Genomic DNA, 25,258 nt, shown 5'->3' on the forward strand with positions numbered 1-25,258 from the left:
CGATGGTCTATTTCTCTGCTGTTGGCATGGTTAATGCGTTAGGTAGCTCATTGTCTGAAGTGAGTGCGAGCCTTCGTGCCGGGTTAGCCCCAGGCATGGCTCCCCAGCAAGGGTGGCTCTTGGGTGATTCGCCGATTTGGCTGGGTGCGGTGAATACTGAATTGCCTACCTTGCCCGAGCCACTTTCACAGCACAATAGCCGGAATAATCGCCTGTTGTTGGCGGCATTGTCGCAGATTCAACCTGAGGTTTCCGCATGCATTCTTCGCTATGGCGTATCACGGGTTGCTGTGATTATGGGAACCAGCACCTCAGGTATTTTTGAGGGGGAACGGGCGGTTAGAGAATATCAGCCTGGTTCTGGTGACGTCGCCGGGCAGTTTCCGCCAGGGTATCACTATCAACAGCAGGAGTTAGGCGATCCTAGCATCTTCCTCTCGCGTTATTTGGGGCTGAATGGCCCGAGTTATACCGTGTCTACGGCTTGTTCTTCCAGTGTACGGGCGATTATCAGCGGTAAACGTTTGATTGAGTCTGGAATAGTCGATGCGGCGATAGTCGGTGGCGCTGACAGTTTATGTCGTATGCCCATCAACGGTTTTCATAGCCTGGAGTCACTTTCGGCTGAGCGTTGTACCCCTTTTGCCGCCGAGCGCAAAGGGATCAACGTGGGTGAGGCAGCGGCGTTGATTTTATTATCACGTGAACCTTCACCTGTAGCGTTACTCGGGGTTGGGGAGTCCTCCGATGCCTGGCATATGTCCGCCCCCCATCCTGAAGGGCATGGGGCGGAACAGGCTATCAGGATGGCATTACGTCAGGCAGGGTTGCAGCCCGCTGATGTGGGCTACATCAATCTACATGGCACGGCGACGCGGTTAAATGATCAGATAGAAGCGCAGGTCGTGAATAGGGTTTTTGGTCATCAGACCCCTTGTAGTTCAACTAAACATCTTACCGGGCATACGCTGGGGGCCGCTGGGGCCACAGAGGCGGCACTCAGTTGGCTGATGTTAAGCCGGACTCTACCCTTACCAGTACAAGATTTTTCTCATGCTTCTTGGGATACTACTTTGGCCGAGATTAATTTGGTCACCAAGCCGGAAGTACTTAAAACCCCGGTTATTTTGTCGAACTCATTCGCTTTTGGTGGCAACAATGCGTGTGTGATATTAGGAGCCGGCTGATGGCGTATTCCGCTGAACATTACCTCCCACATCAATCACCAATGGTGATGCTGGATAACGTCCATTGGGTAGGGGAGGACGGGGCTGAATGCAGGGTCACCTTGAGTAAGCATGGGGTGCTTGCGCCGTTCCTCGATGCTCAGGGCTGCCTCCCCAACTGGTTTGCTATCGAATTAATGGCACAAACTATCGGCGTGTGGCGTGGCTGGCATGGCTTGGCGCAAGCGATACCTCCCACGATAGGGATGCTACTTGGTGGGCGAGCTATCAGCTGTGAATTACCGGCATTTCCTGCGGGTAGCGAACTTCAGGTTTGTGTCCAGTTAATCCTGCAAGATGAAAAAATTGGCAGTTTCGAGTGCAGTATCAACATGGCTGGAAAGCAGGTTGCTCGTGGTCGGCTAAATACTTATCAGCCAGATGCCGAAGAAATAAAAAAACTCACATTGAGGAAAGGCGCATGAAGCGTTCTGTTTTAGTCACCGGGGCCAGCAAAGGGATCGGGCGGGCCATCGCACACCGTCTGGCTGCGGATGGTTTTTTAGTGGTTGTTCATTATCACCAAGATCTTACTGGCGGTGAAGCGACACTGGCTCAGATTATTGAGGCGGGTGGTGAAGGGCGCTTGATCTGTTTTGATATCAGCGACAGGCCGCAGTGTAAAGAGGTACTCGAGCAGGATATCGCCACTCATGGCGCTTACTACGGTGTGGTGAACAATGCCGGTATTACGCGTGATGGTGCATTCCCAGCATTGACGCAAGAAGATTGGGATGGCGTCATTCATACCAATCTGGACAGTTTCTATAATGTGTTGCACCCCTGCGTAATGCCGATGATCGGTTTACGTAACGGCGGGCGCATTATTGCGCTTTCTTCGGTCTCCGGTGTGGTGGGGAATCGTGGTCAGGTGAATTACAGTGCGGCTAAAGCGGGGGTTATCGGGGCTTGTAAGGCTTTGGCGCTGGAGTTGGCTAAACGCAAGATTACCGTGAATTGTATTGCACCTGGGTTGATTGATACTGGCATGATCAATATGGAGCCTATCGCGCTGCAAGAAGCCATGCGGATGATCCCACTTAAACGGATGGGAGAAGCTGAAGAGGTGGCTGGTTTAGCCAGTTACCTGATGTCAGATATCGCCGGTTATGTCACGCGTCAGGTGATTTCAATTAATGGAGGAATGGTATGAGCAGCAGGATGGTTGCCATCAATAGAGTTGTGATTACCGGCATGAGTGGGGTCACTGCCTTTGGCAATAACTGGGCGGATATTTCAGCACGTATTTATGCCGGTCAAAATGCGGTGCAATATATGCCGCAGTGGGAAGAATATCAGGGGTTGAATACCCATTTAGGTGCGCCGATTGATGATTTTGTGGTGCCCGCACATTACACCCGTAAACGCATCCGCTCGATGGGGCGGGTATCCTTATTGGCCACCAGAGCCACTGAGCTGGCGCTAGAGCAAGCGGGTCTGATGGGGGAGGATGTACTTACCAATGGGGATACTGGGATTGCCTATGGCTCTTCTACCGGTAGCACTAAGCCGGTGAGTGAATTTGCCACGATGTTAACCGAAAAACACACCAACAATATTACCGGCACGACCTATGTGCAAATGATGCCGCATACGGCGGCGGTGAATACTGGGCTGTTTTTTGGGTTGCGCGGGCGGGTTATTCCTACCTCAAGTGCTTGTACGTCAGGTAGTCAGGCAATTGGTTATGCCTATGAAGCAATCCGTCATGGCTACCAGAAAGTGATGGTTGCTGGTGGTGCAGAGGAACTGTGTCCTTCCGAGGCGGCGGTATTTGATACCTTGTTTGCTACTAGCCAGCTAAATGATTCACCAAAATTATCACCAAGGCCATTTGATCGCCAACGTGATGGTTTGGTTATTGGTGAAGGGGCTGGCACGTTGATTCTGGAAGAACTGGATCACGCCAAAGCACGTGGTGCCACTATTTACGGTGAAATCATTGGTTTTTATACTAATTGCGATGCCAGCCATATTACTCAACCACAAAAAGAGACCATGCAAATCTGCATTGAAAAGGCGTTACTAAGCTCGGGCCTGGCTGCCACTGATATTGGCTATATCAGTGCTCATGGTACCGCGACTGAGCGTGGCGATATTGCAGAAAGCCAGGCTACGGCGGCTGTTTTTGGTAACCGGACCCCCATTTCCTCTTTGAAAAGTTATTTTGGTCATACCTTAGGGGCTTGCGGTGCTCTTGAAGCCTGGATGAGTCTGGAGATGATGCGGGCCGGGCGTTTCGCACCAACCATTAATCTGACCGACCCTGATCCTGCCTGTGGTGACCTGGATTACCTGATGGGCGAGGGGCGTTATATTGATACCGAATTCTTCCAGACAAATAACTTCGCGTTTGGCGGCATTAACACCTCATTGGTGATCCGTCGCTGGCCGTAACCGCCATTGCTTTCCTCATTGTTGATTTTTTATCAAAAGTATTGTGTTGAATATGGCATTTTTTGGCAATAAAACTCTGGGCATAATCAGTTCAGATTTTTACCGGGTGGCTCGGGTAAATGGCCCCCGGTAATCAGCCAATTTTAAACATGTCTAAGCACGATAAAAATTCAAAATGAGGAATTACTATGAGCGTACCTGCATTCGGCCTGGGAACTTTTCGTCTTCAAGATCAAGTTGTTATTGATTCAGTGAGTCAGGCATTAACCGCGGGCTATCGTGTTATCGATACCGCACAAATATATGAAAATGAAGCAGCTGTTGGCCAAGCTATTGCGCAAAGCGGCATCCAGCGTGATGAGTTATTTATCACCACTAAGATTTGGATTGCTAACTTAGCGCAGGGCAAGCTCATCCCTAGCCTGCAAGAGAGCTTGCAGAAGCTGAGAACAGACTATGTGGATTTAACATTGATTCACTGGCCTTCACCAAACGATGAAGTACCCGTCGCTGAATTTATGGCTGAATTAGTGAAAGCCAAAGAGCTGGGCTTAACCCGGCAGATTGGTATTTCTAACTTCACCATCGATTTAATGAAACAGGCCATTGCGGCGGTGGGGGCCGAGGTAATTGCTACTAACCAAATCGAACTGTCACCCTTATTGCAGAACAGTAAGGTCGTTGAATTTGCGAGAGAAAATGGCATAGCGATCACTTCTTATATGACGCTGGCTTATGGTAAAGCGCTAGAAGAACCCGTGATTAAAACGATTGCGGAGCAACATGGTGCCACTCCCGCTCAGGTGATTTTAAGCTGGGCGATGCAACTGGGCTATAGTGTGATCCCGTCATCGACCAAAGCCGCTAATCTGGCCAGTAATATGTTAGCGCAGGAATTGCGCTTGAGTGCCGAAGATATGGCACTGATAGCGTCGTTGGATCGTGGTGAGAGGTTAGTCAGCCCTGAAGGCCTGGCACCTGCATGGGATTGATCACGCTTTAAACCATTATCTGAACCACCCTATGTTGGGTGGTTTTTTATTTTGCAGGGAACATTTGTGCCAGACGTTCATTGATAAAATCAATAAAACAACGCAGCCGGTTACTGACGACCTGATCACTGTAATACACCGCATTAATCGGCATAACGACGGGTAGAGTCTGTTCTACCAGTAGCGGCACTAAGTCCCCGCGTTGTAGATCGCCTCTGATCATGAAATCCGATAAGCAAGCAATGCCATTTCCCTCAAGGCAAAGGCGGCGTTGCGTCTCCCCATTATTTGACGTTAAATCTGAATTTATTTCATAAAGTTGCCCATCAGCACCTGCGAGCGGCCAACGATTTAGCACCGGTAAATCATTGAACCCCAGACATAAATGATGCTGTAAATCAGCCACCGTTTGCGGGGTACCATGTTGCTTTAGGTAGGCAGGTGAGGCCAAAATATGGCGATAACTGGTCATCAGCTTTCTGGCTCGTAAGGTTGAGTCCTGTAACGTGCCGACCCGGATAGCAATATCAACCTTTCTTTCAATTAGGTTAATAAAGGTTTCTGACGAAACCAGTGATAATGTCACCAACGGATAACGCTGACGAAACTCCGCCATCAGCGGAGCCAGAATGTGCAACACCACTGGAGTAGAAGCATCGATACGCAGCAATCCTTTGGGATTTAACTGATTATCGAGTATCTCGTTTTCCGCCGTGGCCATTTCCCGCAGAATATTTTGCACTCGCCGAAAGTAGTGCTCGCCTTCTTGTGTCAGGCTGATTTGCCGGGTTGTGCGATTTAACAGCGTCACCCCTAGCTTGCTTTCGAGTTTTTTTACTGTCCGGCTGACGACTGAATTAGCTTGATCGAGTTGCTCTGCCGCACGGCTAAAACTGCCACATTCCACTACGGTAACAAAAGTAATCAGTTCATCTGAATGCGCTTTCATTGTTGCCACTCCAGCAAAAATATTTTGATATTTTGAGCATTTTTGTCATTTAACCATAGGTACATAATAGCCGCTATCAAATTGACCCGTATTTCTGGAGTAATTATGCCACTTGCATTATGGGCACTGACCATCAGTGCATTCGCTATTGGTACCACTGAATTTGTGATTGTCGGGCTGGTTCCGACCATCGCAGAACAACTGGCAGTTTCTGTGCCATCCGCCGGTTTATTAGTTTCAATCTATGCATTGGGCGTTGCTATTGGTGCTCCAGTGTTAACCGCATTAACCGGGCGCATACCGCGTAAAATGCTATTGATTGGCTTGATGGTCTTGTTCACCCTAGGGAACTTATTAGCCTGGCAATCACCTGGTTATGAGACTCTGGTGGTTGCTCGTTTACTCACCGGTCTGGCTCACGGTGTGTTCTTCTCGATTGGTTCGACTATTGCTACCAGTTTGGTGCCAAAGGAGAAAGCGGCGTCGGCGATTGCTATTATGTTTGGTGGTTTAACGGTGGCACTGGTGACTGGGGTTCCGCTCGGGACATTTATCGGCCAGCATTTTGGCTGGCGGGAGACTTTCCTTGCGGTGTCACTGATTGGGGTCATTGCCATTATTGCCAGCGCCATTTTGGTTCCCAGTAATATCCCCAATAAGGCTTCAGCCAGTATAAAGCAGCAACTACAGGTGCTCACCCACCCACGTTTACTGCTGATTTATGCCATTACCGCCTTGGGATACGGTGGTTTCTTCACCATGTTTACTTTCCTCGCGCCAGTGATGCAAGAACTGGCAGGATTCTCACCTGCCGCAGTGAGTTGGATCTTACTGGCGTATGGGGTATCGGTCGCTATCGGCAATATCTGGGGCGGTAAACTCGCAGACCGCCATGGTGCAGTACCTGCTTTGAGTTTTATTTTTACCGCACTTGCTGTCTTACTGTTTGTTTTCCAATTCAGTGCTAACCACAGTATTGCGGCATTAATTACGTTGCTGGTCATGGGGATTTTTGCCTTTGGTAACGTCCCCGGTTTACAAGTTTATGTGGTGCAGAAAGCGGAAGAATATACGCCACATGCCGTTGACGTGGCTTCGGGCCTGAATATCGCGGCGTTTAATGTCGGAATCGCGTTAGGATCGATTATTGGTGGGCAGACAGTTATCCGGGTTGGGTTGGCTCAGACCCCTTGGATCGGTGGCGTGATTGTTATTGGTGCGCTATTACTGGTGACACTGAGTGGCAAGCTGGATAAGAAGCACCCACGGCAAGTTGCTGTCAGCTAAATCCCTGCCAGTATCTATTGAAGCCCGCGATTGTGGGCTTCTTTGTTAATAGAAGGCTTATTAGTGCATTATGAATCACATAGATTGAATCTCTGCTTGTGTATCCCAACATCAGAATAATATCGTGGCTAAAAGAAATTACTGACAGGAGCATCTGGGCGTATAATCAGTGAACTACCGGCTGTTGTTACCTCTCGAGCCAGAGTGATTTCGAATAAGGAATAGGCCATCAAAGTGCCGAAACGAACATATGCAATGCGATATGTTGCAGGTCAACCGGTTGAACAAATCTTCCCAGGTTCTGCTAAGCAACTGGGGCTGGGGTTACCGCCAGGCGCGCCATTGCCAACATCTGAATTTTTGCGGGTGATGGTGTGGAATATCTTTAAGCAGCAGCGGGCGCAATGGCTCTCGGTGCTCAAAGAATTCGGGCGTGATACTCAACTGATGTTACTGCAAGAAGCACAAACAACACCTGAGCTGGTGCGGTTTGCTACGTCTCACTATCAGGCCGCCGATCAGGTTCCTGCCTTTGCACTGCCTCAGCACCCTTCAGGTGTGATGACGCTTGCAGCCACCCATCCGGTCTACTGTTGCCCCCTGCGTGAGAGAGAGCCGTTACTGCGGTTGTCTAAATCGGCCTTAATTACTGTTTACCCAATCCATGACGGCCGTTTATTGATGGTGGTGAATATTCACGCGGTGAATTTCAGTCTTGGTGTTGATGTTTACAGTAAACAACTCGAGCCCATTGGGGAACAAATCGCGATGCATCGTGGCCCGGTGATTCTGGCGGGGGATTTTAATGCCTGGAGCCGACAGCGGGTTAATGCTTTACAGTGTTTTGCCCAAGTGGTGGGGTTAGCTGAAGTTGAATTCCGGGCTGATAACCGTAGCCGTGCGTTTGGCCGACCGCTTGATTTTGTCTTTTATCGGGGTCTTACTCTGGCAGATGCATCGGTATTAGTGACCCGAGCCTCTGATCACAATCCACTGCTGGTTGAATTCCAGCCATAAAAAAAGCACCCCGAAGGGTGCTTTTTAACAGCTTTAATCGCGATTCTGACTCTACGTATCCGGGGTCGATTTGCCGTTAACGAACAACGTCAATTTCAAGCCTGGTTGTAAACTATTAGCCTTGCTGACTACCGAATTCCATCGCATCACATCGTCGGTGTTTACACCGTGACGCTTGGCAATACTGGCAAAAGAATCACCTTTACGAACCTGATAGGTGATGCTGTTGCTGGTCGTTGTATTGCTTGCCAGTTGCAGGGTTTGCCCAACTTTTAAGGTGCTCTTGGCACGTAAGTTGTTCCAACTCTGCAAATCGCTGGTCTTGATATTCAACCGCTTGGCAATCGTAGATAAGGTATCACCGGAGCGAACTTTATACTGCGAACCTGATGCTGATTTTGAGCTGTTCTGTGCCAACTTGGTTGGTTGAACGGCGGCAATATCAGTATCTGCCAATGAATCTTTAAGCTGCTCAGCATGGGCCTTTGGCAACATAATATAACGAGGACCATGTCCATCAGGTGCCGTTACATTGCGCTTATACCCAGAATTAAAGGATTTCAACTTAGTAAGTGACATCCCCGCCATCTCAGCCGCCTGAGTTAGCTGTATCTGCTGACCTACATCAACACGTGCTAATGCACGGTCTTTGTCGGGTTCTGGCAAGTTTATACCGTACTTTTTGCTGTTCTTGATTAAATCACCCAAGGCCAGCATTTTTGGAACATAAATTGACGTTTCACGTGGAAGCGACAATGCCCAAAAGTTGGTCGGTTTACCCTTTGCCTTATTAGCCTTAACCGCTTGCATGACTCTGCCTTCACCACTGTTATAAGCAGCGACTGTTAACAACCAGTCACCGTCAAACATTTTGTTCAGGCGCTCCATCATATCAAGCGCTGCTTTGGTAGACGCAACCACATCTCTGCGGCCGTCATACCATTGGTTTTGTTTCAAGCCATAGTTTCGACCTGTACTCGGCACTATCTGCCATAGCCCTGCGGCGTTGGCGGATGATGTCGCGTGTGGGTCAAAAGCGCTCTCCACTATGGGTAGCAGTACCAGTTCCATCGGCATTTTACGTTTCTTAATCTGCTCGACTATCAGGTACATGTACGGCTCTGCCCGTAATGTTACATCGTGGAGATAGCTCTTATTTCTTAAGTATTTTTGCTTTTGTTCACGGATCCGGGAATTTTCCGGAACCTTCATCTTCAGCTCGTCGCTAATGAAGTTCCACAAATCTTGCTGCGCGAGGCCACTTTCACTATCAAGCCATCGCGCGCTGCCCTCTCGGACGCTATTTGTGTACTCTCCTGCTTCACTCTCTTGACCTGCTGAAGACAAACTCTGCGCATGCTGTACGGGAACCTGTACGTCCTGCTTGGACGTCTGGCACCCAACAAGCAAGACTGAGGCGAGAAATATCGCTTTGGTCTTCATGTGTGTGTCAATGTCAGTTGCTTAAAAGACGACCAATCATACTTTGCTTCGACAAAAAACACAACTAAAAGCTCAGAAGCGGTCTTTCTGGGCGCGTAATTCGGAAAAAACTGAAGCAAGTGAGGCTGGTGGCGAGATAACGCCTATTTTCCTTTGTAAATCAATGTCATTGCAACGTAAAAAAACATTAATTTTACGCTCTAATTGCAATTTTACCGGCAAACTAGGTAGGTTTTTTGCCCGTAATTGCATGATTTGTTGTTGATATGTAGCAATATCTTGATCTGCGGGCAAAATGAAACGGGCAAACTTAAGATTTGCGAGAGTATATTCATGCGCGCTGCAAATTAAGGTTTCAGCGGGAAGCTGCGCCAGCCGTTGAATTGACGCATACATTTGCTCTGGTGTGCCTTCAAATAGTCTGCCGCAGCCGGCAGAAAAAAGCGTGTCGCCGCAGAAAAGATAAGGTTCGCTGTAGTATGCAATGTGCCCAAGGGTATGGCCAGGGACGGCGATAATGGTGTAGTTTTGACCATCAATTGTCAGGTGATCACCCCCATTTACGATAACTGTCGCACCTTTATTTGCTGTTTCCTGCGGGCCATAGACGGGAATATTGGGGAAATGGCGGTGTAATTGTGCCACACCACCGACGTGATCGTTGTGGTGATGGGTGAGCAGGATGGCCTGAGGAGTGTATTGGCCTTGTGCCAGTGCAGACAGCACCGGCGCTGATTCACCCGGATCAACAATAACGCAGTGTTTTTGTGGGTTTGCCAATAACCAAATGTAATTGTCTTGAAATGCCGGAATACTGATAAGATTCATTGGATACCTCTTTTTTGTTGGCAACCGCTTGAGTGTGAAAGAAGATAATATACCCGTCATCTTTCAAATCGCAGGTGTATTGGCGGCTCCCGTTCATCCGCATCACTTACGGGGGTTAGCTTATCGGGGTTCACTTACTTGCCACCTTCCTGCACCTTGAAATCTATTGGGTAGAAACATGAAACCAGCGCAAACACACCAACAGATCGATGCGCCTGCATCTTGGGCGGAGTTACCTTGGGGAGAGTATTATCGCGCAGCGCTCGAACAGCAATTACAACCTTGGTGGCCGAAGCTATTTGGTTTTCATCTGTTGAAAATAGGCCAGTTGAGTGCGGAAATCGCCAGCGATAAATGTGCTATCTCCCATCAGGTTAATGTGGGGGAACAAGGTACTAATATGCAGGTGCTGGCCAGCCCATACCAGTTACCTTTTGCTGAAAAGTCAGTGGACGCCTGTCTGTTATCTCATTCTTTAGCCTATGCCACTGACCCACATCGTATTTTGCGTGAAGCAGATAGGGTGCTTATTGATGACGGCTGGTTGATTATCAGTAACTTCAATCCGATGAGTGTGCTGGGTGCCGGCAAGCTGGTGCCAATATTACGCCAGCGGCAGCCTTATATTAGCCGAATGTTTACTCAGATGCGTTTGCTGGATTGGCTGAGTTTGCTGAATTATGAAGTTATGCATATGTCGTGCTTTCACGTTTTACCCTGGCATAAAGAAGGTGGGCGCTTTATCAGCACCCATCTACATGCGCTGGGGTGTGTCAGCCTGATTGTGGCCCGTAAGCGCACCATACCTTTGACATTTAATCCGATGAAGTTTGGTGCACGTAAGCCTTGGTTTAGCCGTGCGGTTGGCGCAACCAAAAGTTATCGCGACCAACCTTGATTCGGTGTGTGAAAGCCACTAATACCGTGGCAACGTCAGGTAAGAAGAGTTAGTTGGGGATATAACCAATATCGTCTTGTGTCGGTGAATTGGCCGCAAGACGTGCCAGTTCATCGCAGCGCTCATTTTCAGGATGGCCAGCATGGCCTTTAACCCATTCCCATTGTACGGTATGGCCTTGGATTGCCAGATCCAGCCGTTGCCATAAATCGACGTTACGTACCGGTTTGCGGTCTGTGGTTTTCCACCCGCGCTTTTTCCAGTTGTGGATCCATTGTGTGATGCCCTGACGCACGTATTGGCTGTCAGTGCTGAGCGTCACGTGGCAAGGTGATGTCAATGCCTCCAAGGCGACGATAGCAGCCATCAACTCCATACGGTTGTTGGTTGTCAAACGGTAGCCAGCACTAAAGGTCTTTTCATGTTGTTTGTAACGCATAATTGCGCCATAACCACCGGGGCCAGGATTGCCAAGGCAAGATCCGTCGGTGAAAATTTCTACCTGTTTAGTCATCTCTGGTAGACTCTTCCTATCTGTTTAAACGTTAAGTCTGACATAAACGAGCGCTATGAGCACTGGCAATATGCAAGTTACCCCGACCAGACAGATTGTTCTGGATACTGAAACCACTGGTATGAATAAGCTGGGCGTTCATTATGAAGGCCATCGGATTATTGAGATCGGTGCTGTTGAAGTGATCAACCGCCGTCTGACCGGCAGAAACTTCCATGTGTATGTGAAACCGGACCGTCTGGTCGACCCAGAGGCCTACGGTGTCCATGGTATCAGTGATGAGTTTCTGGCCGATAAACCCACATTTGCTGATATTACACCGGAGTTTCTCGAGTTTATCCGTGGTGCTGAGCTAGTCATTCATAATGCGGCGTTTGATATCGGCTTTATGGATTACGAGTTCCGTATGTTGCAGCAGGATATTCCGAAAACGGAAACCTTCTGTACCATCACCGATAGCCTGTTATTGGCGCGCCGCCTGTTCCCCGGCAAGCGTAATAACCTTGATGCGTTATGCGATCGCTATCTGATAGATAATACCAAGCGAACGTTGCACGGCGCATTACTCGATGCCGAAATTCTGGCAGAAGTTTATCTGGCGATGACCGGCGGCCAGACGTCTCTGTCTTTCTCTATGGAAGGTGATCAGTCGCAGAATGATTCTTCTGAAAATATCCAGCGTATTACCCGGCCAGCATCTGCGTTGAAAGTAATTTATGCGGCTGAAGAGGAGTTGTCAGCCCATGAATCGCGTCTGGATTTGGTGATGAAGAAGGGCGGCAGTTGTTTGTGGCGGATGCCGCTTGAATCGGAAGATAGTGCAAATGCAGAATAAAATGATTTCCAGATGAAAAACTGCGCAACCGGCTTATTTTGCTGGAAAAAGTATTGACGAGATTGCATTCCATACGTAATATCCGTCTCGTTCTTAACCGGAACAGCAGCGTGGTGCGGTAGTTCAGTCGGTTAGAATACCGGCCTGTCACGCCGGGGGTCGCGGGTTCGAGTCCCGTCCGCACCGCCAACATTCAGAAGCCCTGAGTTATTGCTAACTCAGGGCTTCGTTGTATCTATACCCTTGGCACTTGAAGCTGCAGGGGTGTTAGCTACGCTCACTTACCCAAATCACTTGACTGTGTAAGCTCATTGGGATGCATTCGCTTGCTGCCTACCTGCAACTCCAATTACTTTGGGTATACCCTTGGTACTTGAAGCCGCTGGGGGGCAAAATAATAGAACTCCCCCCTTGGGTAACACATCAATAAACCCATTTAGAATTTACTGCGTAGCTTTCGCATTACCTGCTTGCGCGGCTGTTTTTACCCAACCATCAAAGGTGGCCTGATGGGCCTGAATCCAACCATTCACATGACGTTCAATATCGGCATCTGACGATTCACCCGCGTGCATCCGCATGTTCTGAGCATTCACATCATTAATCGATAATTTCATGATAGAGAACAGCTTAGCGGCGGCCGGGTTAGCTTCAGCCCATTTTTTGTTAGCCACGATATGCATCACACTCGGTGGGAAGCCGTAGTTCGCACCGTTAGACAGCTTGGTGTCGATAGTTTTATCTGGCAGGGAAGAGAATGGAACCTGCAACCATACTACGTCACGGCCCGGCACCAATACATCACTGACCCAATAAGGTGTCCAGGTGTAATACAGGATTGGTTTGCCTTCTTTGTAACGTGTAATCGTATCGGCAATCATCGCGGCATAGTTACCCTGATTATGGATAACGGTATCGCTCAGACCATAAGCTTTGATCTGATGATTTATCGGCGCTTCACAGCCCCAACCTGGGTTACAGCCGGTTAGATCGGCTTTACCATCGTTATTAGCATCAAACAATTTGGCGATTTTCGGATCTTTTAGCTGCTCAATATTGGTAATGTGGTATTTATCAGCGGTTTTTTTATCGATCAGATAACCCTGTGCCAATCCTTCAATATAGTTACCCTGACGATAAAATTTGGCATCGCCACCGGCAGCATTATATTGGTCGTTATGCAGTGGTTCCCAGTTTACCGCCAGATAGGTGGCATCACCTGCGCCGATAGTTGAATACGCGACGTTGTAATCTACTTCTTTGGTCGGTTGGACATCGTAACCGAGTTTTTCCAAGGCTTTATTGACCAGAGAGGTCTGGAAGGTCTCTTCCGAAATGGTACTTTGCAGCGGCTGGACAGTGATGCCTTTGCCCGGTAATTCTGCGGCGGATAACTGAGTGCTGATCAGTGTGGTGAGGGCCAAGGCCCAGATTCCTGTCGAACGCATAGTTGTTCCTTTTTAAGCTATTTTACTTGCCATTTTGAACGAGGACAGTGCTCATCATCCTTACGTACTATGTGTACATTGCGGTGATTGCGCGCTGTCCATGTCCAAACTGCCTGCGACAATTACGCTTAAATTTGAGCGTAATAATTTGAAATTACTTAGTATTTCTAAAAGGTTTGGTGATAAGACCAATCGGGCCGGCTGTATACCAGAGGCCAATGCCTTTGGTACGGCGATCGCGGCCTAATGATTGGGTCAGGCGGTCAAGGATGATCGCCAGAATCACAATACCGACACCGCCGACTGCGGCCAGCCCCATATCAAGGCGGCCAATACCGCGCAGTACCATTTGACCTAAGCCCCCTACAGCAATCATCGAGGCGATGACTACCATCGACAGTGCCAGCATCAGGGTTTGGTTCACACCCGCCATGATGGTTGGCATCGCCAGCGGTAACTGCACTTTGAACAGTAATTGGCGTGGATTGGCACCAAAGGATTCAGCGGCTTCGATAAGATCTTCTGGTACCTGTTTGATGCCCAAAATGGTCAGACGAACAATGGGTGGCAGAGCAAAGATGATGGTCACGACCACGCCGGGGACGTTACCGATACCGAACAGCATGACGATGGGCACCAGATAAACGAATGCCGGTGTAGTCTGCATGGCATCCAGTAACGGCCGAATTATACGTGCGGCATTATTACTGCGTGCCAGCCATATCCCCATCGGTAGCCCGATAAGAATACAGAAGAACAGCGAAGTCAGAACCAGCGCCAGTGTCACCATTGCTTGTGACCACGCACCGATAGCGCCAATAGCAACCAGTGATATCAGGGTTGCTACGCCCATTCCTAAGGTGGAGAACTGCCAGGCGATCAGCGCGAAAACCAGAATGGCGATCGGTGCTGGCATACCCAGTAGTAGGTGCTGAAAGCCACTGAGAATAAAATCAACCGGCACGCGAATGCCCTGGAACAGGGGGCGAAAATGCAGCACAACCCAGTCGATACCGTGGGTGACCCAGGAATCCAGTGGCACCCAGGTGTTATGAAACGGATCCATCAGACTGAAATGCTCGGGAGCAGCGGCCGGAGTACTATTCAACCAATCGGTACTTTGTGTCGCAGTGCTCTGAACGGCCTGAGAAGCAACCTCATGGCTGGTACTGCTGGCGGCATGGCTACCCTCAGCCATGCTCGCTCCCCACGGGTCAACAGCGGCTGACAGTGTCTGAGGGGCGGTATCTGTTGCCGCCGGTGCTGCTGAAGCTGCCGCATCCGTCGCCCAAGGATTACTGTCTACGGGGGTACTGCTTTGAATTGGATCACTCATTTGGCGTCTCCTTATCTAAAGCCTGCAACAGCATGGCTTTGGAAATAATACCGATATAACTGTTGTCTTCACCGACCACAGGGACCGCACACGGGGCCTGGGCAACCAGTGAAATCAACTCACTGAGGGGCATATCTGCGGGAACCGGCGCTGGATCGGCCAGTAAGGCACTATCCAGCGACTGGCTCTCCGCCAAGGCTTTTTTCAGTGAATCTATCGATACCACGCCAATAAACTTCTGCCCGCGTTCCAGCACATAGCCATAATCGCGGTCTTCATCTTGAAGCAGTTTTAACGCTGAACGAGGGCCGAAACCCGGAGTTTTACGAATTAATGATACCGGGCGACGGCGCGCGATATCCTTGGCACTAAAGACGTGGCTGATATCGACGCCACGGAAGAAGGTGCGCACATAGTCATTAGCCGGATTATTCAGTATTTCATCCGGGGTGCCGACCTGTACTACTTCGCCGCCCTGCATAATGGCGATACGATCACCAATGCGCATGGCTTCATCCAAATCATGAGAGATAAAGACAATGGTCCTTTGATGTTTGGCCTGTAATTTGACCAGCTCATCTTGCATTTCTGTACGTATTAAGGGGTCTAGCGCTGAAAAGGCCTCATCCATTAATAAGATGTCAGGGTTATTGGCCATCGCCCGGGCTAAACCGACGCGCTGACGCATCCCGCCGGAAAGTTCATCGGGGTAGGAGTGGGCGTAGCTTTCCAGACTCACCTGACGCAGTGCTTCCAGCGCTTTGTCGTGACGTTCCTGCAAAGGGACGCCAGCCAGCTCCATACCGAATGCGGTGTTATCGAGAACATTCAAATGGGGCATTAATGCAAAGGACTGAAAGACCATACTGATCTTATTACGGCGTACGGTGCGCAGGGCACTATCAGATATTTTGGCAATATCTTCGCCATCGATCAGTACTTCTCCACGGGTGGGTTCTATCAGACGATTGAGAAGGCGTACCAGGGTGGATTTACCAGAACCGGATAACCCCATGATGACGAATATCTCGCCTTCTTCAATGGCCAGATTGGCATCTTTAACGCCAACGGACAAACCAGTTTTGGCAAATATCTGCTCTTTATTCTTACCTGATTCAAGCAGCTTAAAAGCCCGTTCTGGATGCTCACCAAATATTTTATATAGATTCTTTACTTCGAGTTTAATTGCCATGCAGCTGGTGTATTCCTCTGTCAATTTTGAATTATGTTTATTCGATCAATGTTATCCTGATGAAAAAATAGAGCGCCATATACCCTAACACAATGAGAATCTGAGACAACCCTCAATGTTCTTATAATCTGAATTGTAATAGACCTTATCCCAGGATATATCTTTTTAATCTGTTAATTTATATACGTTAATATTGTGGTTTTTTGATGTTCACATCTTGCTTAATATTGATATGCTGAGTGGGCTATAATTAGCCAGTTAATAGCGTGAATATTGTCCATATATATTCATTCTATTGAATATACTGTTATTGATTATATTCCCTCGATTTTTCTTGTGGTCAGCCTTGGGCTTGAGCATCCGTCATCGTGCTGATATGACATTTTTATCGTCACAAGAGACATGCTGAATCCCCCTTATATACTGGCCTGCGCCTAAATTAGTAGTCAGGTAATAATTTCAGTTTTTAGTTGTGGTTCTGTTCATTGCGTAGGTAAATATAGCGGATGAGTGGTGGTGAGTTTACAAGGTGATTGAGGCATTAAATCATCACCAAATAGAGGGCAGCCTTGCTGCGGCTGCCAGTGGATGTGGATCGCCTCATTTTTATGCCATAAAAGTGAGGGTGGGGCACCGATAGGGAACGCTTAAAAATCCCAATCTTCGTCTTCGGTGTTGACTGCCTTACCAATCACATAAGAGGAGCCAGAACCGGAGAAGAAATCGTGATTCTCGTCTGCATTTGGTGATAATGCCGCCAGAATGGCCGGACTGACTGCTGCCTGACTGGTAGGGAATAAGGCTTCATAACCTAAATTCATTAATGCTTTATTAGCATTATAATGAAGGAACTTTTTGACATCTTCGGTCCAGCCAACCTTATCATACAGATCCTCGGTGTAACGCACCTCATTGTCATATAAGTCTTGCAGCAGATCGAAGGCAAAGTTCTTTATTTCCTGGCGGCGACTATTGTCGACTTTCTCCAACCCTTTCTGAAATTTGTAGCCGATATAATAACCATGTACTGCCTCGTCACGGATGATTAATCGAATAAGATCGGCAGTGTTGGTTAATTTTGCCCGGCTGGACCAATACATCGGTAAATAGAAACCGGAATAGAATAAAAATGATTCCAGAAATACACTGGCTATCTTTTTCTTCAGTGGGTCATCATTATGATAGTGCTGTAAGATAATATTGGCTTTATTTTGTAGTGGGTCATTCTCTTCACTCCAGCGATAGGCATCGTCCACATCAGATGTCATGCAAAGAGTAGAAAAAATAGAGCTATAAGAGCGAGCATGGACCGCCTCCATAAAGCTGATATTTGAGAATACCGCTTCCTCATGAGGGGTAATGGCATCTTTAATCAGTGCCGGCGCACCCAATGTATTCTGAATAGTATCCAGCAGTGTCAGGCCGGTAAAAACCCGAATCGTAAGCTGTTGTTCATTAGGTGTCAGCGTTGCCCAAGAGGGAATGTCATTTGATAGTGGGACTTTTTCCGGCAACCAGAAATTAGCTGTCAGGCGGTTCCATACTTCTAGGTCTTTATCGTCTTCAATCTTATTCCAGTTAATGGCACTGACGTGTGTTATCGGTTTTACTGCGTTCATATCATTTTCCTTATCAACCATTTTTATTCATTCAGTGCCGCGAATTACAGCGAGCAAGAAACACAACCTTCGACTTCAGTGCCTTCAAGCGCCATCTGACGCAGCCGGATGTAATAAATGGTCTTAATCCCTTTCTTCCAGGCATAAATTTGCGCTTTATTAATATCGCGGGTACTGGCGGTATCACGGAAGAACAGGGTCAGTGATAGCCCTTGATCGACATGCTGTGTTGCCTCAGCGTAGGTATCGATAATTTTCTCCGGCCCTATCTGATAAGCATCCTGATAATATTCAAGGTTATCGTTAGTCATATAAGGTGCGGGATAATAGACTCGGCCAATCTTGCCTTCTTTACGAATCTCAATCGGTGAGACAATCGGGTGAATGCTCGATGTCGAGTGATTGATATAGGAAATAGAACCGGTAGGCGGCACCGCCTGCAAGTTCTGGTTATAAATACCGTGTTCCATCACTGATTGGCGTAACGCGGCCCAATCTTGCTGGTCGGGCAGTACAATAGCTGCCTGAGCAAATAGTGCCTGTACTTTGGCGGTTTTAGGCAGCCAGCTCTGCTCGATATATTTTGTGAAATAAGTACCCGAGGCATAATCTGACTCATCAAAGCCTTTAAAGTGGTGGCCTCGTTCTATTGCCAGTTGGTTCGAGGCGCGGATGGCGTGATATACCACGCTATAAAAGTAGATATTAGTAAAATCGAGCGCCTCTTCAGAGCCGTAGAAAATACGCTCGCGGGCCAGATAACCGTGCAGATTCATCTGCCCCAAGCCAATGGCATGGGATTCTTGATTACCTTTCTCGATAGAAGGTACTGAGCGGATATTGCTCATATCGGAGACGGCAGTCAGCCCACGAATAGCGGTTTCAATCGATTTGCCAAAGTCTGGTGAATCCATGGTATGCGCGATATTCATCGAACCAAGGTTACAAGAGATATCTTTACCGATATGGCGATAGCTAAGATCGTCATTGTATTCGGTTGGTGAATTAACCTGCAAAATTTCTGAGCACAGGTTACTCATATTGATTCGACCTTTAATCGGATTGGCGCGATTAACTGTGTCCTCAAACATCATGTAGGGATAGCCGGATTCAAACTGGATCTCGGCTAGAATCTGGAAGAACTCGCGTGCCTTGATTTTGCTTTTATGGATGCGCTTGTCATTGACCATCTCGCGGTATTTTTCGCTGATGCTGATTTCTGACATCGGTAAACCGTAAACCTGTTCTACATCGTAAGGAGAGAACAGGTACATTTCTTCGTTATTCTTCGCCAACTCAAAGGTAATATCCGGGATAACCACACCTAATGAGAGGGTTTTTATACGAACTTTTTCATCGGCGTTTTCGCGTTTGGTATCCAGAAAACGTAAAATATCGGGATGATGGGCATGGAGATATACTGCCCCCGCACCTTGCCGTGCGCCCAACTGGTTAGCATAAGAAAAGGCATCTTCCAGCATTTTCATGATAGGGATGACGCCGGAGGATTGGTTTTCAATCCGTTTGATTGGCGCACCGACTTCACGAATATTACTTAGCAGGAAAGCGACCCCGCCGCCACGCTTGGACAATTGCAGCGCTGAGTTAATGGAGCGGCCAATTGATTCCATATTATCTTCAATGCGTAACAAGAAGCAGGAGACAAGCTCACCACGCTGTTTTTTACCACAATTGAGGAATGTCGGGGTGGCCGGTTGGAATCGACCAGAGATTATCTCTTCTACCAGTTCTTGCGCCAGTGTCGGGTCACCTGCTGCCAGTGTCAGCGCCACCATGCAAACACGGTCTTCGTAGCGTTCCAGATAACGTTTGCCATCAAAGGTTTTCAGGGTATAGCTGGTGTAATATTTAAAGGCGCCAAGGAAAGTGGGAAAACGAAATTTTTTGCTATAGGCCTGCTGGAATAAGCTTTTGATAAAGCTGAAATCGTACTGAGCCAGCACCTCTTTCTCGTAATATCCTTCTTCGACCAGATAATCGAGTTTTTCTTGCAAATTGTGGAAGAACACGGTGTTTTGATTGACGTGTTGCAAGAAATATTGACGTGCCGCCAACCGGTCTTTATCAAACTGGATACGTCCATCAGCATCATAGAGGTTTAGCATCGCATTCAGTGAGTGATAGTCAAGCTCGCTACTGGATGGATCAGTGATATTCAGTTCTGTCGTTGCCAAAATTCAGTTACTCCCTTGCGCACGTTAGCCACATCTTCTGCTGTACCCAGTAGTTCAAAGCGATACAGATAAGGAACCTGACATTTTTGGGAGATGATTTTCCCTGCCAGGCAATAGGCGTCGCCAAAATTAGTGTTACCCGCCGCAATAACGCCGCGGATCAATGAACGGTTGTGTGGATCATTTAGAAATCGAATAACCTGTATCGGTACTGCTCCTATCGTGCTGCCGCCGCCATAGCTGGGTACTAATAAAATATAGGGTTGCTCAAGTTGTAGTTTCCCTCGCGCACCGGCAATGGGGATGCGTATTGCCGGGAGTGCTAACTTTTCGACAAAACGGTGAGTGTTCTCCGAAGAGCTGGAAAAATAGACCAGCGGATTCATCTTGTCCCCCCATCAGGCACTGACGGCCTGAACCAGTGCGTTAATTTTGTCAGGGCGGAAGCCGGACCAATGTTCATTGCCGGCAATAATCACTGGCACCTGCTGATAACCAAGAGATTTCACATGATTTAATGCTTGCAAATCTGCTGTTAAATCAATTGTTTGATAGGATATTCCTTGTTTGTCGAATGCTCGGTAAGTGGCATTGCACTGGACACAATCAGGTTTACTGTAAATAATAATACTCATGATTCGCATTTACCTTTTTTAATGAGGAAAGGCGGATTAGTCAGGTTGTTAAGGTGCCGCGACGACCTGCCTCTGATAATCAACTGCGGTTTCATTTCCGTAGGTGATAAAACAAATACTATATCTAGTGTTTATTTAATTCAACCACACTACATGTAGTTATTTATTGAGAATTTATGCATTGTTCAGCGACAGGGCCGCCAGCACGGGGCTGGCGGTAGATTTAGTAATAATAAGGAGGATAAAAATATTTCTATTGCGGAGTTGTTGCGGGCAAGATGATTTACTGGCGCAGGCTGACGGCTAAGCGGTTAAAGGCATTCATGATACTGATAGCAAAAGTTAAATCGGAAATTTCAGCATCGGTAAAATGTACTTTTAAGGCGTCGAAGATATTATCAGGTGTGCCACTGGTGGTGATGTAAGTCACCGCTTCTGCCCAGTCTAATGCTGCTCTTTCTGCTTCAGTAAATGCATTACTGAGTCGCCAGCCAGCTATCACATCCATTTTGGCATTATCAAAACCGTTCTCACGCAAGAATTTACCGTGCATATTCAAGCAGAATGCGCAGCCGTTGATTTGTGATACCCGCATAAAAATCATTTCTATCAATGCCTTAGGTAATGAACTCTTATCTAACGAGAGAGACGCATTAACCAGTGCTTTATAGGTTGTAGGTGAAAGTTCGGAAAAATAAAGACGTTGTTCAACCATGATATGTTCCTGTGAGGTACCGTAGAGTATGGCGCTACTCTAGCGCTGTGATGACCTATACTATAGAGCCATAAATTACTTATTTTAGTGGGTCATGATGAGGTCTTTTTCACATCTTCTGAGCCTGGATAGCCAACAAAACGAGCCGGTCTACCGTCAGCTTTATCAGCGTATTAAAGATGCCATCGTGCAAGGAGCATTGCTGCCTGACTCGCGGTTACCCTCGATTCGGGTGCTAGCCAGTGAAGTGGGGGTAGCACGAGGTACGGTGGAAAATGCCTATGGTCAATTAATTGCCGAGGGGTATTTGCAAAGTCGTGGGCAGAGTGGGACTTACGTTTCCGCTCAGTTACGTGATACCCCTTTGCTGCCATTAACTCAGAGTGCGCAGCCTGTTGTGGTGAATAAAGTCTCAACGGTTAGTCCGGTGGCGCGGCCCTTCGAGCTAGGATTACCGGCGCTGGACGCTTTCCCCCGAGCGCAATGGGGGCGAATCATGGCCAAACAGTTACATAATCTCACCGCATCATCCCTTGGACATCCCCCCGCTACCGGGCTTGCGTTATTGCGCGAAGCAATAGCACATTATTTACAGTTATCACGCGGGGTGAGTTGCCAGCCTGAACAAGTTTTTATTTGCTCAGGCTATCAGTCATTGCTGGATCTGGTGATCAGTACCTTACTGCAACCGGGCGATCGTGGCTGGTTGGAGGACCCCGGCTATCCTGTGACACGGCAACTGATTCGCGAAGCTGGGCTTATTCCGCATCCGGTCGCAGTTGATCAGGACGGAATGGATGTCGGTGCGGCAATTAACGACTGCCCCCAGGCACGTTTTGCCATCGTCACCCCAGCCCATCAAAGCCCGTTAGGGGTGGCGCTCAGTCTGGCACGACGTATTGCCCTGTTGGATTGGGCCGATCAGCAGCATGCATGGATTATTGAAGATGACTATGACAGTGAGTTCAGGTATCAAGGGCGGCCACTGCCACCGTTGAAAACGTTGGACCGGCAGGGGCGGGTGCTCTATGCCGGTACCTTCAGCAAAGTGATGTTTCCGGCACTGAGGCTGGCTTATCTGGTCGTTCCAGCAGAACGGATGGCACTATTTAATCAGCGATGCCAGTTACGCATTTGTACCAGCCCACCACTGATACAGGCCAGTGTGGCGGAGTTTATCAATCAGGGGCATTTTTATCGCCATCTGAAACGTATGCGTCATTTATATGCCGAACGGCGTGAGATGCTATCGACAAGTCTGAGGCGTCAGTTGGCAGGCGTTGTTGAGGTTGAACAGCAAGCTGGAGGGATACAATTACTGGCGCGATTGGATAAGGGTTTTGCTGATTATGCCGTAGCAATACGGGCGCGGCAGCAAGGGTTAGCGGTTCAGGCGCTATCAGATTGGGCGTTGGCGGAAACGAGCCAGGTAACCGGTAGAAATGGATTGTTGATGGGATTTACTAATCTCACTTCTGTGGCAGAAACTGATCGGCTGGTGACCCTATTGGCCAAAGTTATTACTTCTATGTCTGCTTAATAACCACCATTTACCGAGTAAATGAATTGGCCCGCAGTGCATCTATTATCACTGGGGCCACCGATTAACCAAACTGCCAGATATCGTCATCCCTATAAGTAGACACAGCAATGAGGGGGATAAAATACCGGCGATTTATCAGCTATCAGATTATTTTTAACGGCGTGCTAACAGCACACCCAGAACGATACCGACCGCAGCACCAATACCGACACCTTGCCATGGTTTGTCGCGGATGTAGTCATCTGCGTTACCTGCAACATCTCGGGCATGCTGTTTTAGGCTGGTCGAACCGTTGAAACGCGCTCGCGCATCACGTAATACACCTTCGGCATTGTGGCGCACTTTGGTCAGTTCCTCTTTGGTTTTCTCACCTGATGAACGCAATACATCGTCAAGAGTATCTGCCAGAAGGGTCACGTCCTGATTGAGATCTCTTTCAATTTTTTCTGATTTCTTGAACATTTGACTCTCCGTTTTGCCTGATGAACATTAAGCATAGTCCATCACGTCGCTGTGACATGCGCTTCAGGACTAATCCGAAGGTGAGGGGAGAATTAACCACCATGCCTCCCGAACAGGGCTGCTTTTAAATAGCGTGATTCATAATGTATGGCGTAAATAATAATCACTATTACTTTGTACATTTGGTTACTTAGCGAAACCAATGACTCACGGAAAGGAAAAATTGATTCCTCTATGATTCTTTCAACGGCCCCACCGGGGGCTTAGCGAAACAAACTCTGAGGATTTTAAAATGAAAAAAGTATTAGCGCTGATCGTTGCTGCAACCATGGGTCTGTCTTCTGTTGCTTTCGCTGCTGAAACTACTGCGGCCGCTACAGCAGCACCAGCTGCAACCAGCACTACTGCTGCGCCTGCCGCAGAAAATGCAGCACCAGCTAAAGCAACTCACCATAAAAAACATAAAGCAACCAAACAAACCACAGAACAAAAAGCACAGTCTGCTAAAAAACATGTGAAAAAAGCACCTGCTCAAAAAGCACAGGCCGCTAAAAAACACGTGAAAAAAGCGCCAGCTCAGCCAGCTCAGAAAGCCCAAGCCGCTAAAAAACACCATAAAGCTGTTAAAAAATCAGCAACAGCGCCAGCAGCATAATTATGCCGGAATGCGGGCTACTAAGTACCGCACAGTCTAGCCAATTCCAGACACCCGGTTAACGCCGGGTGTCTTTTTTTATAGGCTAACCATCATGATCAATCGTTATCTGTTCGAGCTGATTTTCAGTGTGATGACCCTATGTGGTGTATCACTTGCCTGTGTGCTGTTTCTTACCGACACCTTTATTTAGTCTCGCAGAGTCTGGATGGCATGTGCGTCACCCTAATAGTGTTGCAATATCAGCGCAAAATATGTTGTTGATGAAGGAACGCAACGATCTGTTGAACCGTTTGTTGATGTAACTTTTCTCTTTCCGTCACTGACGTCGCACAGATAAAGTCTTCGCCTTCCTCTGCCAGAACTGCGCGGGCTGCCGGTTTACAGGTTGGCAGAAAATCGAAATGTCCGCTGTGGGCTAAGGTTCTTGTGGTTATACCCGGCGGATTAAGCTGCTTTATCCACTCGCTCCCGCCCAGATTTAGTGCCATATTCGGTGAGATAAAATAGTGAGCATTAATCAGAAGCAGTGGGGCTGTTAAATGAAACAGGCTACTGTTTTGATAAAAGGGCACCATGCCGGGGTCCAAAGCGACCGCAAAACGTAAACGTTTATCGGCATAATTCCCTTCAAATTTCCGCACTGGAAGTGCCTTTAATTTTACGTCCGCACGGGTATAAAACTGGCAGTTGGCTTGTTCGGGCTGCTGTTGGCAGCTGGCAATGAAACGTGGAAATGAAAGCGTTGCACCCAATGCCGCAATAGCACTATAACCCCCTTTCGAATGGCCAATTACTCCAATAGGCTGATTATCCAGTACCGACTTCCAGCGCGAATCAGACAGTAATGCGCTAATAATAAAAGAGATATCTTCAGTTTGTAACCATAGCTGTGCCGATTTGGCCGGAATAGAATTACCAGTGGTACTGCCTGGGTGATTGGCTGCGACTACCACCATACCTTGCTGCACCAACTTATCTGCCAACCACGCCATACTGGTATTGTTGCCACCACTGCCGTGGCTGAGGACAATCAATGGAAATTGGCCTGTGGCAAGGGGGGCATCAGGTA

26 protein-coding genes and 1 tRNA gene are annotated in these 25,258 nt (G+C 48.0%); 13 read left to right on the top strand and 14 right to left on the bottom strand.

The features are described from left to right. Nucleotides 1-2 precede the first annotated feature (2 nt). The 5 genes from A6J66_021835 to A6J66_021855 all read left to right on the top strand — a co-directional run bounded on the left by A6J66_021835 (nt 3) and on the right by A6J66_021855 (nt 4,615). A complete protein-coding gene (locus A6J66_021835; protein ID PNM26555.1) occupies nt 3-1,187 on the top strand; it encodes a beta-ketoacyl-[acyl-carrier-protein] synthase II in 1,185 nt (394 codons plus the stop codon). Beyond that, nucleotides 1,187-1,651 (top strand): 3-hydroxy-fatty acyl-ACP dehydratase, encoded by a 465-nt coding sequence (locus A6J66_021840; protein PNM26556.1) that lies wholly within the window; start codon nt 1,187-1,189, stop codon nt 1,649-1,651. The genes A6J66_021835 and A6J66_021840 overlap by 1 nt, the downstream gene beginning before the upstream one ends. After that, on the top strand, nt 1,648-2,379 hold the full coding sequence (locus A6J66_021845; protein PNM26557.1) for a 3-oxoacyl-ACP reductase FabG: 732 nt from the start codon (nt 1,648-1,650) through the stop codon (nt 2,377-2,379). Before A6J66_021840 ends, A6J66_021845 begins: the two co-directional genes overlap by 4 nt. Next, on the top strand, nt 2,376-3,623 hold the full coding sequence (locus A6J66_021850) for a beta-ketoacyl-ACP synthase II (protein PNM26558.1): 1,248 nt from the start codon (nt 2,376-2,378) through the stop codon (nt 3,621-3,623). Before A6J66_021845 ends, A6J66_021850 begins: the two co-directional genes overlap by 4 nt. Nucleotides 3,624-3,811: 188 nt before the next feature. Further along, on the top strand, nt 3,812-4,615 hold the full coding sequence (locus tag A6J66_021855; GenBank protein ID PNM26559.1) for a 2,5-didehydrogluconate reductase DkgB: 804 nt from the start codon (nt 3,812-3,814) through the stop codon (nt 4,613-4,615). 46 nt (nt 4,616-4,661) lie between these two features. Here A6J66_021855 and A6J66_021860 read toward each other — a convergent pair whose 3' ends face one another. Further along, the gene (locus A6J66_021860) at nt 4,662-5,564 is read right to left on the bottom strand and encodes a LysR family transcriptional regulator (GenBank protein ID PNM26560.1); all 903 of its coding nucleotides are present in this window, start codon (nt 5,562-5,564) and stop codon (nt 4,662-4,664) included. Between the two features lie 105 nt (nt 5,565-5,669). On the opposite strand from A6J66_021860, the gene A6J66_021865 reads away from it, so the two are divergent. After that, nucleotides 5,670-6,851: an MFS transporter gene (locus tag A6J66_021865; GenBank protein ID PNM26561.1), complete on the top strand. Its 1,182-nt coding sequence runs from the start codon at nt 5,670-5,672 to the stop codon at nt 6,849-6,851. A gap of 234 nt (nt 6,852-7,085) precedes the next feature. Further along, nucleotides 7,086-7,868, top strand: a complete 783-nt coding sequence (locus tag A6J66_021870) for an EEP domain-containing protein (protein ID PNM26562.1) — start codon at nt 7,086-7,088, stop codon at nt 7,866-7,868. 51 nt (nt 7,869-7,919) lie between these two features. On the opposite strand, the gene A6J66_021875 is transcribed toward A6J66_021870, so the two are convergent. Further along, the gene (locus A6J66_021875) at nt 7,920-9,311 is read right to left on the bottom strand and encodes a murein transglycosylase D (protein ID PNM26563.1); all 1,392 of its coding nucleotides are present in this window, start codon (nt 9,309-9,311) and stop codon (nt 7,920-7,922) included. Nucleotides 9,312-9,383: 72 nt separating this feature from the next. After that, nucleotides 9,384-10,139 carry a hydroxyacylglutathione hydrolase gene (gene gloB / locus A6J66_021880; protein PNM26564.1) on the bottom strand — a complete coding sequence of 252 codons (756 nt, stop codon included), beginning with the start codon at nt 10,137-10,139 and terminating at the stop codon, nt 9,384-9,386. Between the two features lie 178 nt (nt 10,140-10,317). Between gloB and A6J66_021885 the strand changes: the two genes are divergently transcribed. After that, complete coding sequence (locus tag A6J66_021885; protein PNM26565.1) at nt 10,318-11,037, top strand: class I SAM-dependent methyltransferase; 720 nt, start codon at nt 10,318-10,320, stop codon at nt 11,035-11,037. Between the two features lie 49 nt (nt 11,038-11,086). Here A6J66_021885 and A6J66_021890 read toward each other — a convergent pair whose 3' ends face one another. Further along, nucleotides 11,087-11,551: a ribonuclease HI gene (locus A6J66_021890; protein PNM26566.1), complete on the bottom strand. Its 465-nt coding sequence runs from the start codon at nt 11,549-11,551 to the stop codon at nt 11,087-11,089. 70 nt (nt 11,552-11,621) lie between these two features. On the opposite strand from A6J66_021890, the gene A6J66_021895 reads away from it, so the two are divergent. Both A6J66_021895 and A6J66_021900 read left to right on the top strand, forming a co-directional pair. Continuing rightward, nucleotides 11,622-12,386: a DNA polymerase III subunit epsilon gene (locus A6J66_021895; GenBank protein PNM26567.1), complete on the top strand. Its 765-nt coding sequence runs from the start codon at nt 11,622-11,624 to the stop codon at nt 12,384-12,386. 112 nt (nt 12,387-12,498) lie between these two features. Next, nucleotides 12,499-12,575 (top strand) — tRNA-Asp (locus A6J66_021900). Nucleotides 12,576-12,829: 254 nt separating this feature from the next. On the opposite strand, the gene A6J66_021905 is transcribed toward A6J66_021900, so the two are convergent. After that, nucleotides 12,830-13,834, bottom strand: a complete 1,005-nt coding sequence (locus A6J66_021905) for a proline/glycine betaine ABC transporter substrate-binding protein ProX (protein ID PNM26568.1) — start codon at nt 13,832-13,834, stop codon at nt 12,830-12,832. A gap of 34 nt (nt 13,835-13,868) precedes the next feature. On the opposite strand from A6J66_021905, the gene A6J66_021910 reads away from it, so the two are divergent. Continuing rightward, complete coding sequence (locus A6J66_021910; GenBank protein ID PNM26569.1) at nt 13,869-14,081, top strand: hypothetical protein; 213 nt, start codon at nt 13,869-13,871, stop codon at nt 14,079-14,081. On the opposite strand, the gene A6J66_021915 is transcribed toward A6J66_021910, so the two are convergent. The 7 genes from A6J66_021915 to A6J66_021945 all read right to left on the bottom strand — a co-directional run bounded on the left by A6J66_021915 (nt 13,989) and on the right by A6J66_021945 (nt 21,526). Then, nucleotides 13,989-15,170 carry a proline/glycine betaine ABC transporter permease ProW gene (locus A6J66_021915; GenBank protein PNM26570.1) on the bottom strand — a complete coding sequence of 394 codons (1,182 nt, stop codon included), beginning with the start codon at nt 15,168-15,170 and terminating at the stop codon, nt 13,989-13,991. The two genes, A6J66_021910 and A6J66_021915, sit on opposite strands and share 93 nt — an antisense overlap. Further along, complete coding sequence (locus A6J66_021920; GenBank protein PNM26571.1) at nt 15,163-16,362, bottom strand: proline/glycine betaine ABC transporter ATP-binding protein ProV; 1,200 nt, start codon at nt 16,360-16,362, stop codon at nt 15,163-15,165. Before A6J66_021920 ends, A6J66_021915 begins: the two co-directional genes overlap by 8 nt. A gap of 647 nt (nt 16,363-17,009) precedes the next feature. After that, complete coding sequence (nrdF, locus tag A6J66_021925) at nt 17,010-17,981, bottom strand: class 1b ribonucleoside-diphosphate reductase subunit beta (protein ID PNM27120.1); 972 nt, start codon at nt 17,979-17,981, stop codon at nt 17,010-17,012. A 44-nt stretch (nt 17,982-18,025) separates the two neighbouring features. Next, nucleotides 18,026-20,176, bottom strand: coding sequence for a class 1b ribonucleoside-diphosphate reductase subunit alpha (locus tag A6J66_021930; GenBank protein ID PNM26572.1), 2,151 nt, complete (start codon nt 20,174-20,176; stop codon nt 18,026-18,028). Beyond that, nucleotides 20,158-20,562: a class Ib ribonucleoside-diphosphate reductase assembly flavoprotein NrdI gene (locus A6J66_021935; GenBank protein PNM26573.1), complete on the bottom strand. Its 405-nt coding sequence runs from the start codon at nt 20,560-20,562 to the stop codon at nt 20,158-20,160. The genes A6J66_021930 and A6J66_021935 overlap by 19 nt, the downstream gene beginning before the upstream one ends. A 12-nt stretch (nt 20,563-20,574) precedes the next feature. Further along, entirely contained in the window at nt 20,575-20,811 is a 237-nt protein-coding gene (locus tag A6J66_021940) for a glutaredoxin-like protein NrdH (protein PNM26574.1), read from the bottom strand. Between the two features lie 283 nt (nt 20,812-21,094). Next, complete coding sequence (locus A6J66_021945) at nt 21,095-21,526, bottom strand: carboxymuconolactone decarboxylase family protein (GenBank protein ID PNM26575.1); 432 nt, start codon at nt 21,524-21,526, stop codon at nt 21,095-21,097. Nucleotides 21,527-21,620: 94 nt separating this feature from the next. Here A6J66_021945 and A6J66_021950 point away from each other — a divergent pair, with 94 nt between their 5' ends. Then, nucleotides 21,621-23,066: a PLP-dependent aminotransferase family protein gene (locus tag A6J66_021950; protein PNM26576.1), complete on the top strand. Its 1,446-nt coding sequence runs from the start codon at nt 21,621-21,623 to the stop codon at nt 23,064-23,066. 156 nt (nt 23,067-23,222) lie between these two features. On the opposite strand, the gene A6J66_021955 is transcribed toward A6J66_021950, so the two are convergent. After that, nucleotides 23,223-23,531, bottom strand: a complete 309-nt coding sequence (locus A6J66_021955; GenBank protein ID PNM26577.1) for a DUF883 domain-containing protein — start codon at nt 23,529-23,531, stop codon at nt 23,223-23,225. A gap of 292 nt (nt 23,532-23,823) precedes the next feature. On the opposite strand from A6J66_021955, the gene A6J66_021960 reads away from it, so the two are divergent. Further along, nucleotides 23,824-24,186: an acid-shock protein gene (locus tag A6J66_021960; protein ID PNM26578.1), complete on the top strand. Its 363-nt coding sequence runs from the start codon at nt 23,824-23,826 to the stop codon at nt 24,184-24,186. Nucleotides 24,187-24,428: 242 nt separating this feature from the next. Here the strand turns inward: A6J66_021960 and A6J66_021965 are convergent, their stop codons facing one another. Further along, nucleotides 24,429-25,145 carry a hypothetical protein gene (locus A6J66_021965; GenBank protein PNM27121.1) on the bottom strand — a complete coding sequence of 239 codons (717 nt, stop codon included), beginning with the start codon at nt 25,143-25,145 and terminating at the stop codon, nt 24,429-24,431. Nucleotides 25,146-25,258: the final 113 nt, after the last annotated feature.

This window comes from Yersinia enterocolitica (assembly GCA_002082245.2).
Classification (GTDB): Bacteria; Pseudomonadota; Gammaproteobacteria; order Enterobacterales; family Enterobacteriaceae; genus Yersinia; species Yersinia enterocolitica_E.

Bases quoted from the DNA above. Each gene is read 5' to 3' on its own strand.
- A6J66_021835 (PNM26555.1), top strand. From the start codon at position 3: ATGGTCTATTTCTCTGCTGTTGGCATGGTTAATGCGTTAGGTAGCTCA.
- A6J66_021840 (PNM26556.1), top strand. From the start codon at position 1,187: ATGGCGTATTCCGCTGAACATTACCTCCCACATCAATCACCAATGGTG.
- A6J66_021845 (PNM26557.1), top strand. From the start codon at position 1,648: ATGAAGCGTTCTGTTTTAGTCACCGGGGCCAGCAAAGGGATCGGGCGG.
- A6J66_021850 (PNM26558.1), top strand. From the start codon at position 2,376: ATGAGCAGCAGGATGGTTGCCATCAATAGAGTTGTGATTACCGGCATG.
- A6J66_021855 (PNM26559.1), top strand. From the start codon at position 3,812: ATGAGCGTACCTGCATTCGGCCTGGGAACTTTTCGTCTTCAAGATCAA.
- A6J66_021860 (PNM26560.1), bottom strand. From the start codon at position 5,564: ATGAAAGCGCATTCAGATGAACTGATTACTTTTGTTACCGTAGTGGAA.
- A6J66_021865 (PNM26561.1), top strand. From the start codon at position 5,670: ATGCCACTTGCATTATGGGCACTGACCATCAGTGCATTCGCTATTGGT.
- A6J66_021875 (PNM26563.1), bottom strand. From the start codon at position 9,311: ATGAAGACCAAAGCGATATTTCTCGCCTCAGTCTTGCTTGTTGGGTGC.
- gloB (PNM26564.1), bottom strand. From the start codon at position 10,139: ATGAATCTTATCAGTATTCCGGCATTTCAAGACAATTACATTTGGTTA.
- A6J66_021885 (PNM26565.1), top strand. From the start codon at position 10,318: ATGAAACCAGCGCAAACACACCAACAGATCGATGCGCCTGCATCTTGG.
- A6J66_021890 (PNM26566.1), bottom strand. From the start codon at position 11,551: ATGACTAAACAGGTAGAAATTTTCACCGACGGATCTTGCCTTGGCAAT.
- A6J66_021895 (PNM26567.1), top strand. From the start codon at position 11,622: ATGCAAGTTACCCCGACCAGACAGATTGTTCTGGATACTGAAACCACT.
- A6J66_021905 (PNM26568.1), bottom strand. From the start codon at position 13,834: ATGCGTTCGACAGGAATCTGGGCCTTGGCCCTCACCACACTGATCAGC.
- A6J66_021915 (PNM26570.1), bottom strand. From the start codon at position 15,170: ATGAGTGATCCAATTCAAAGCAGTACCCCCGTAGACAGTAATCCTTGG.
- A6J66_021920 (PNM26571.1), bottom strand. From the start codon at position 16,362: ATGGCAATTAAACTCGAAGTAAAGAATCTATATAAAATATTTGGTGAG.
- nrdF (PNM27120.1), bottom strand. From the start codon at position 17,981: ATGAACGCAGTAAAACCGATAACACACGTCAGTGCCATTAACTGGAAT.
- A6J66_021935 (PNM26573.1), bottom strand. From the start codon at position 20,562: ATGAATCCGCTGGTCTATTTTTCCAGCTCTTCGGAGAACACTCACCGT.
- A6J66_021940 (PNM26574.1), bottom strand. From the start codon at position 20,811: ATGAGTATTATTATTTACAGTAAACCTGATTGTGTCCAGTGCAATGCC.
- A6J66_021945 (PNM26575.1), bottom strand. From the start codon at position 21,526: ATGGTTGAACAACGTCTTTATTTTTCCGAACTTTCACCTACAACCTAT.
- A6J66_021950 (PNM26576.1), top strand. From the start codon at position 21,621: ATGATGAGGTCTTTTTCACATCTTCTGAGCCTGGATAGCCAACAAAAC.
- A6J66_021955 (PNM26577.1), bottom strand. From the start codon at position 23,531: ATGTTCAAGAAATCAGAAAAAATTGAAAGAGATCTCAATCAGGACGTG.
- A6J66_021960 (PNM26578.1), top strand. From the start codon at position 23,824: ATGAAAAAAGTATTAGCGCTGATCGTTGCTGCAACCATGGGTCTGTCT.
- A6J66_021965 (PNM27121.1), bottom strand. From the start codon at position 25,145: ATGGTGGTAGTCGCAGCCAATCACCCAGGCAGTACCACTGGTAATTCT.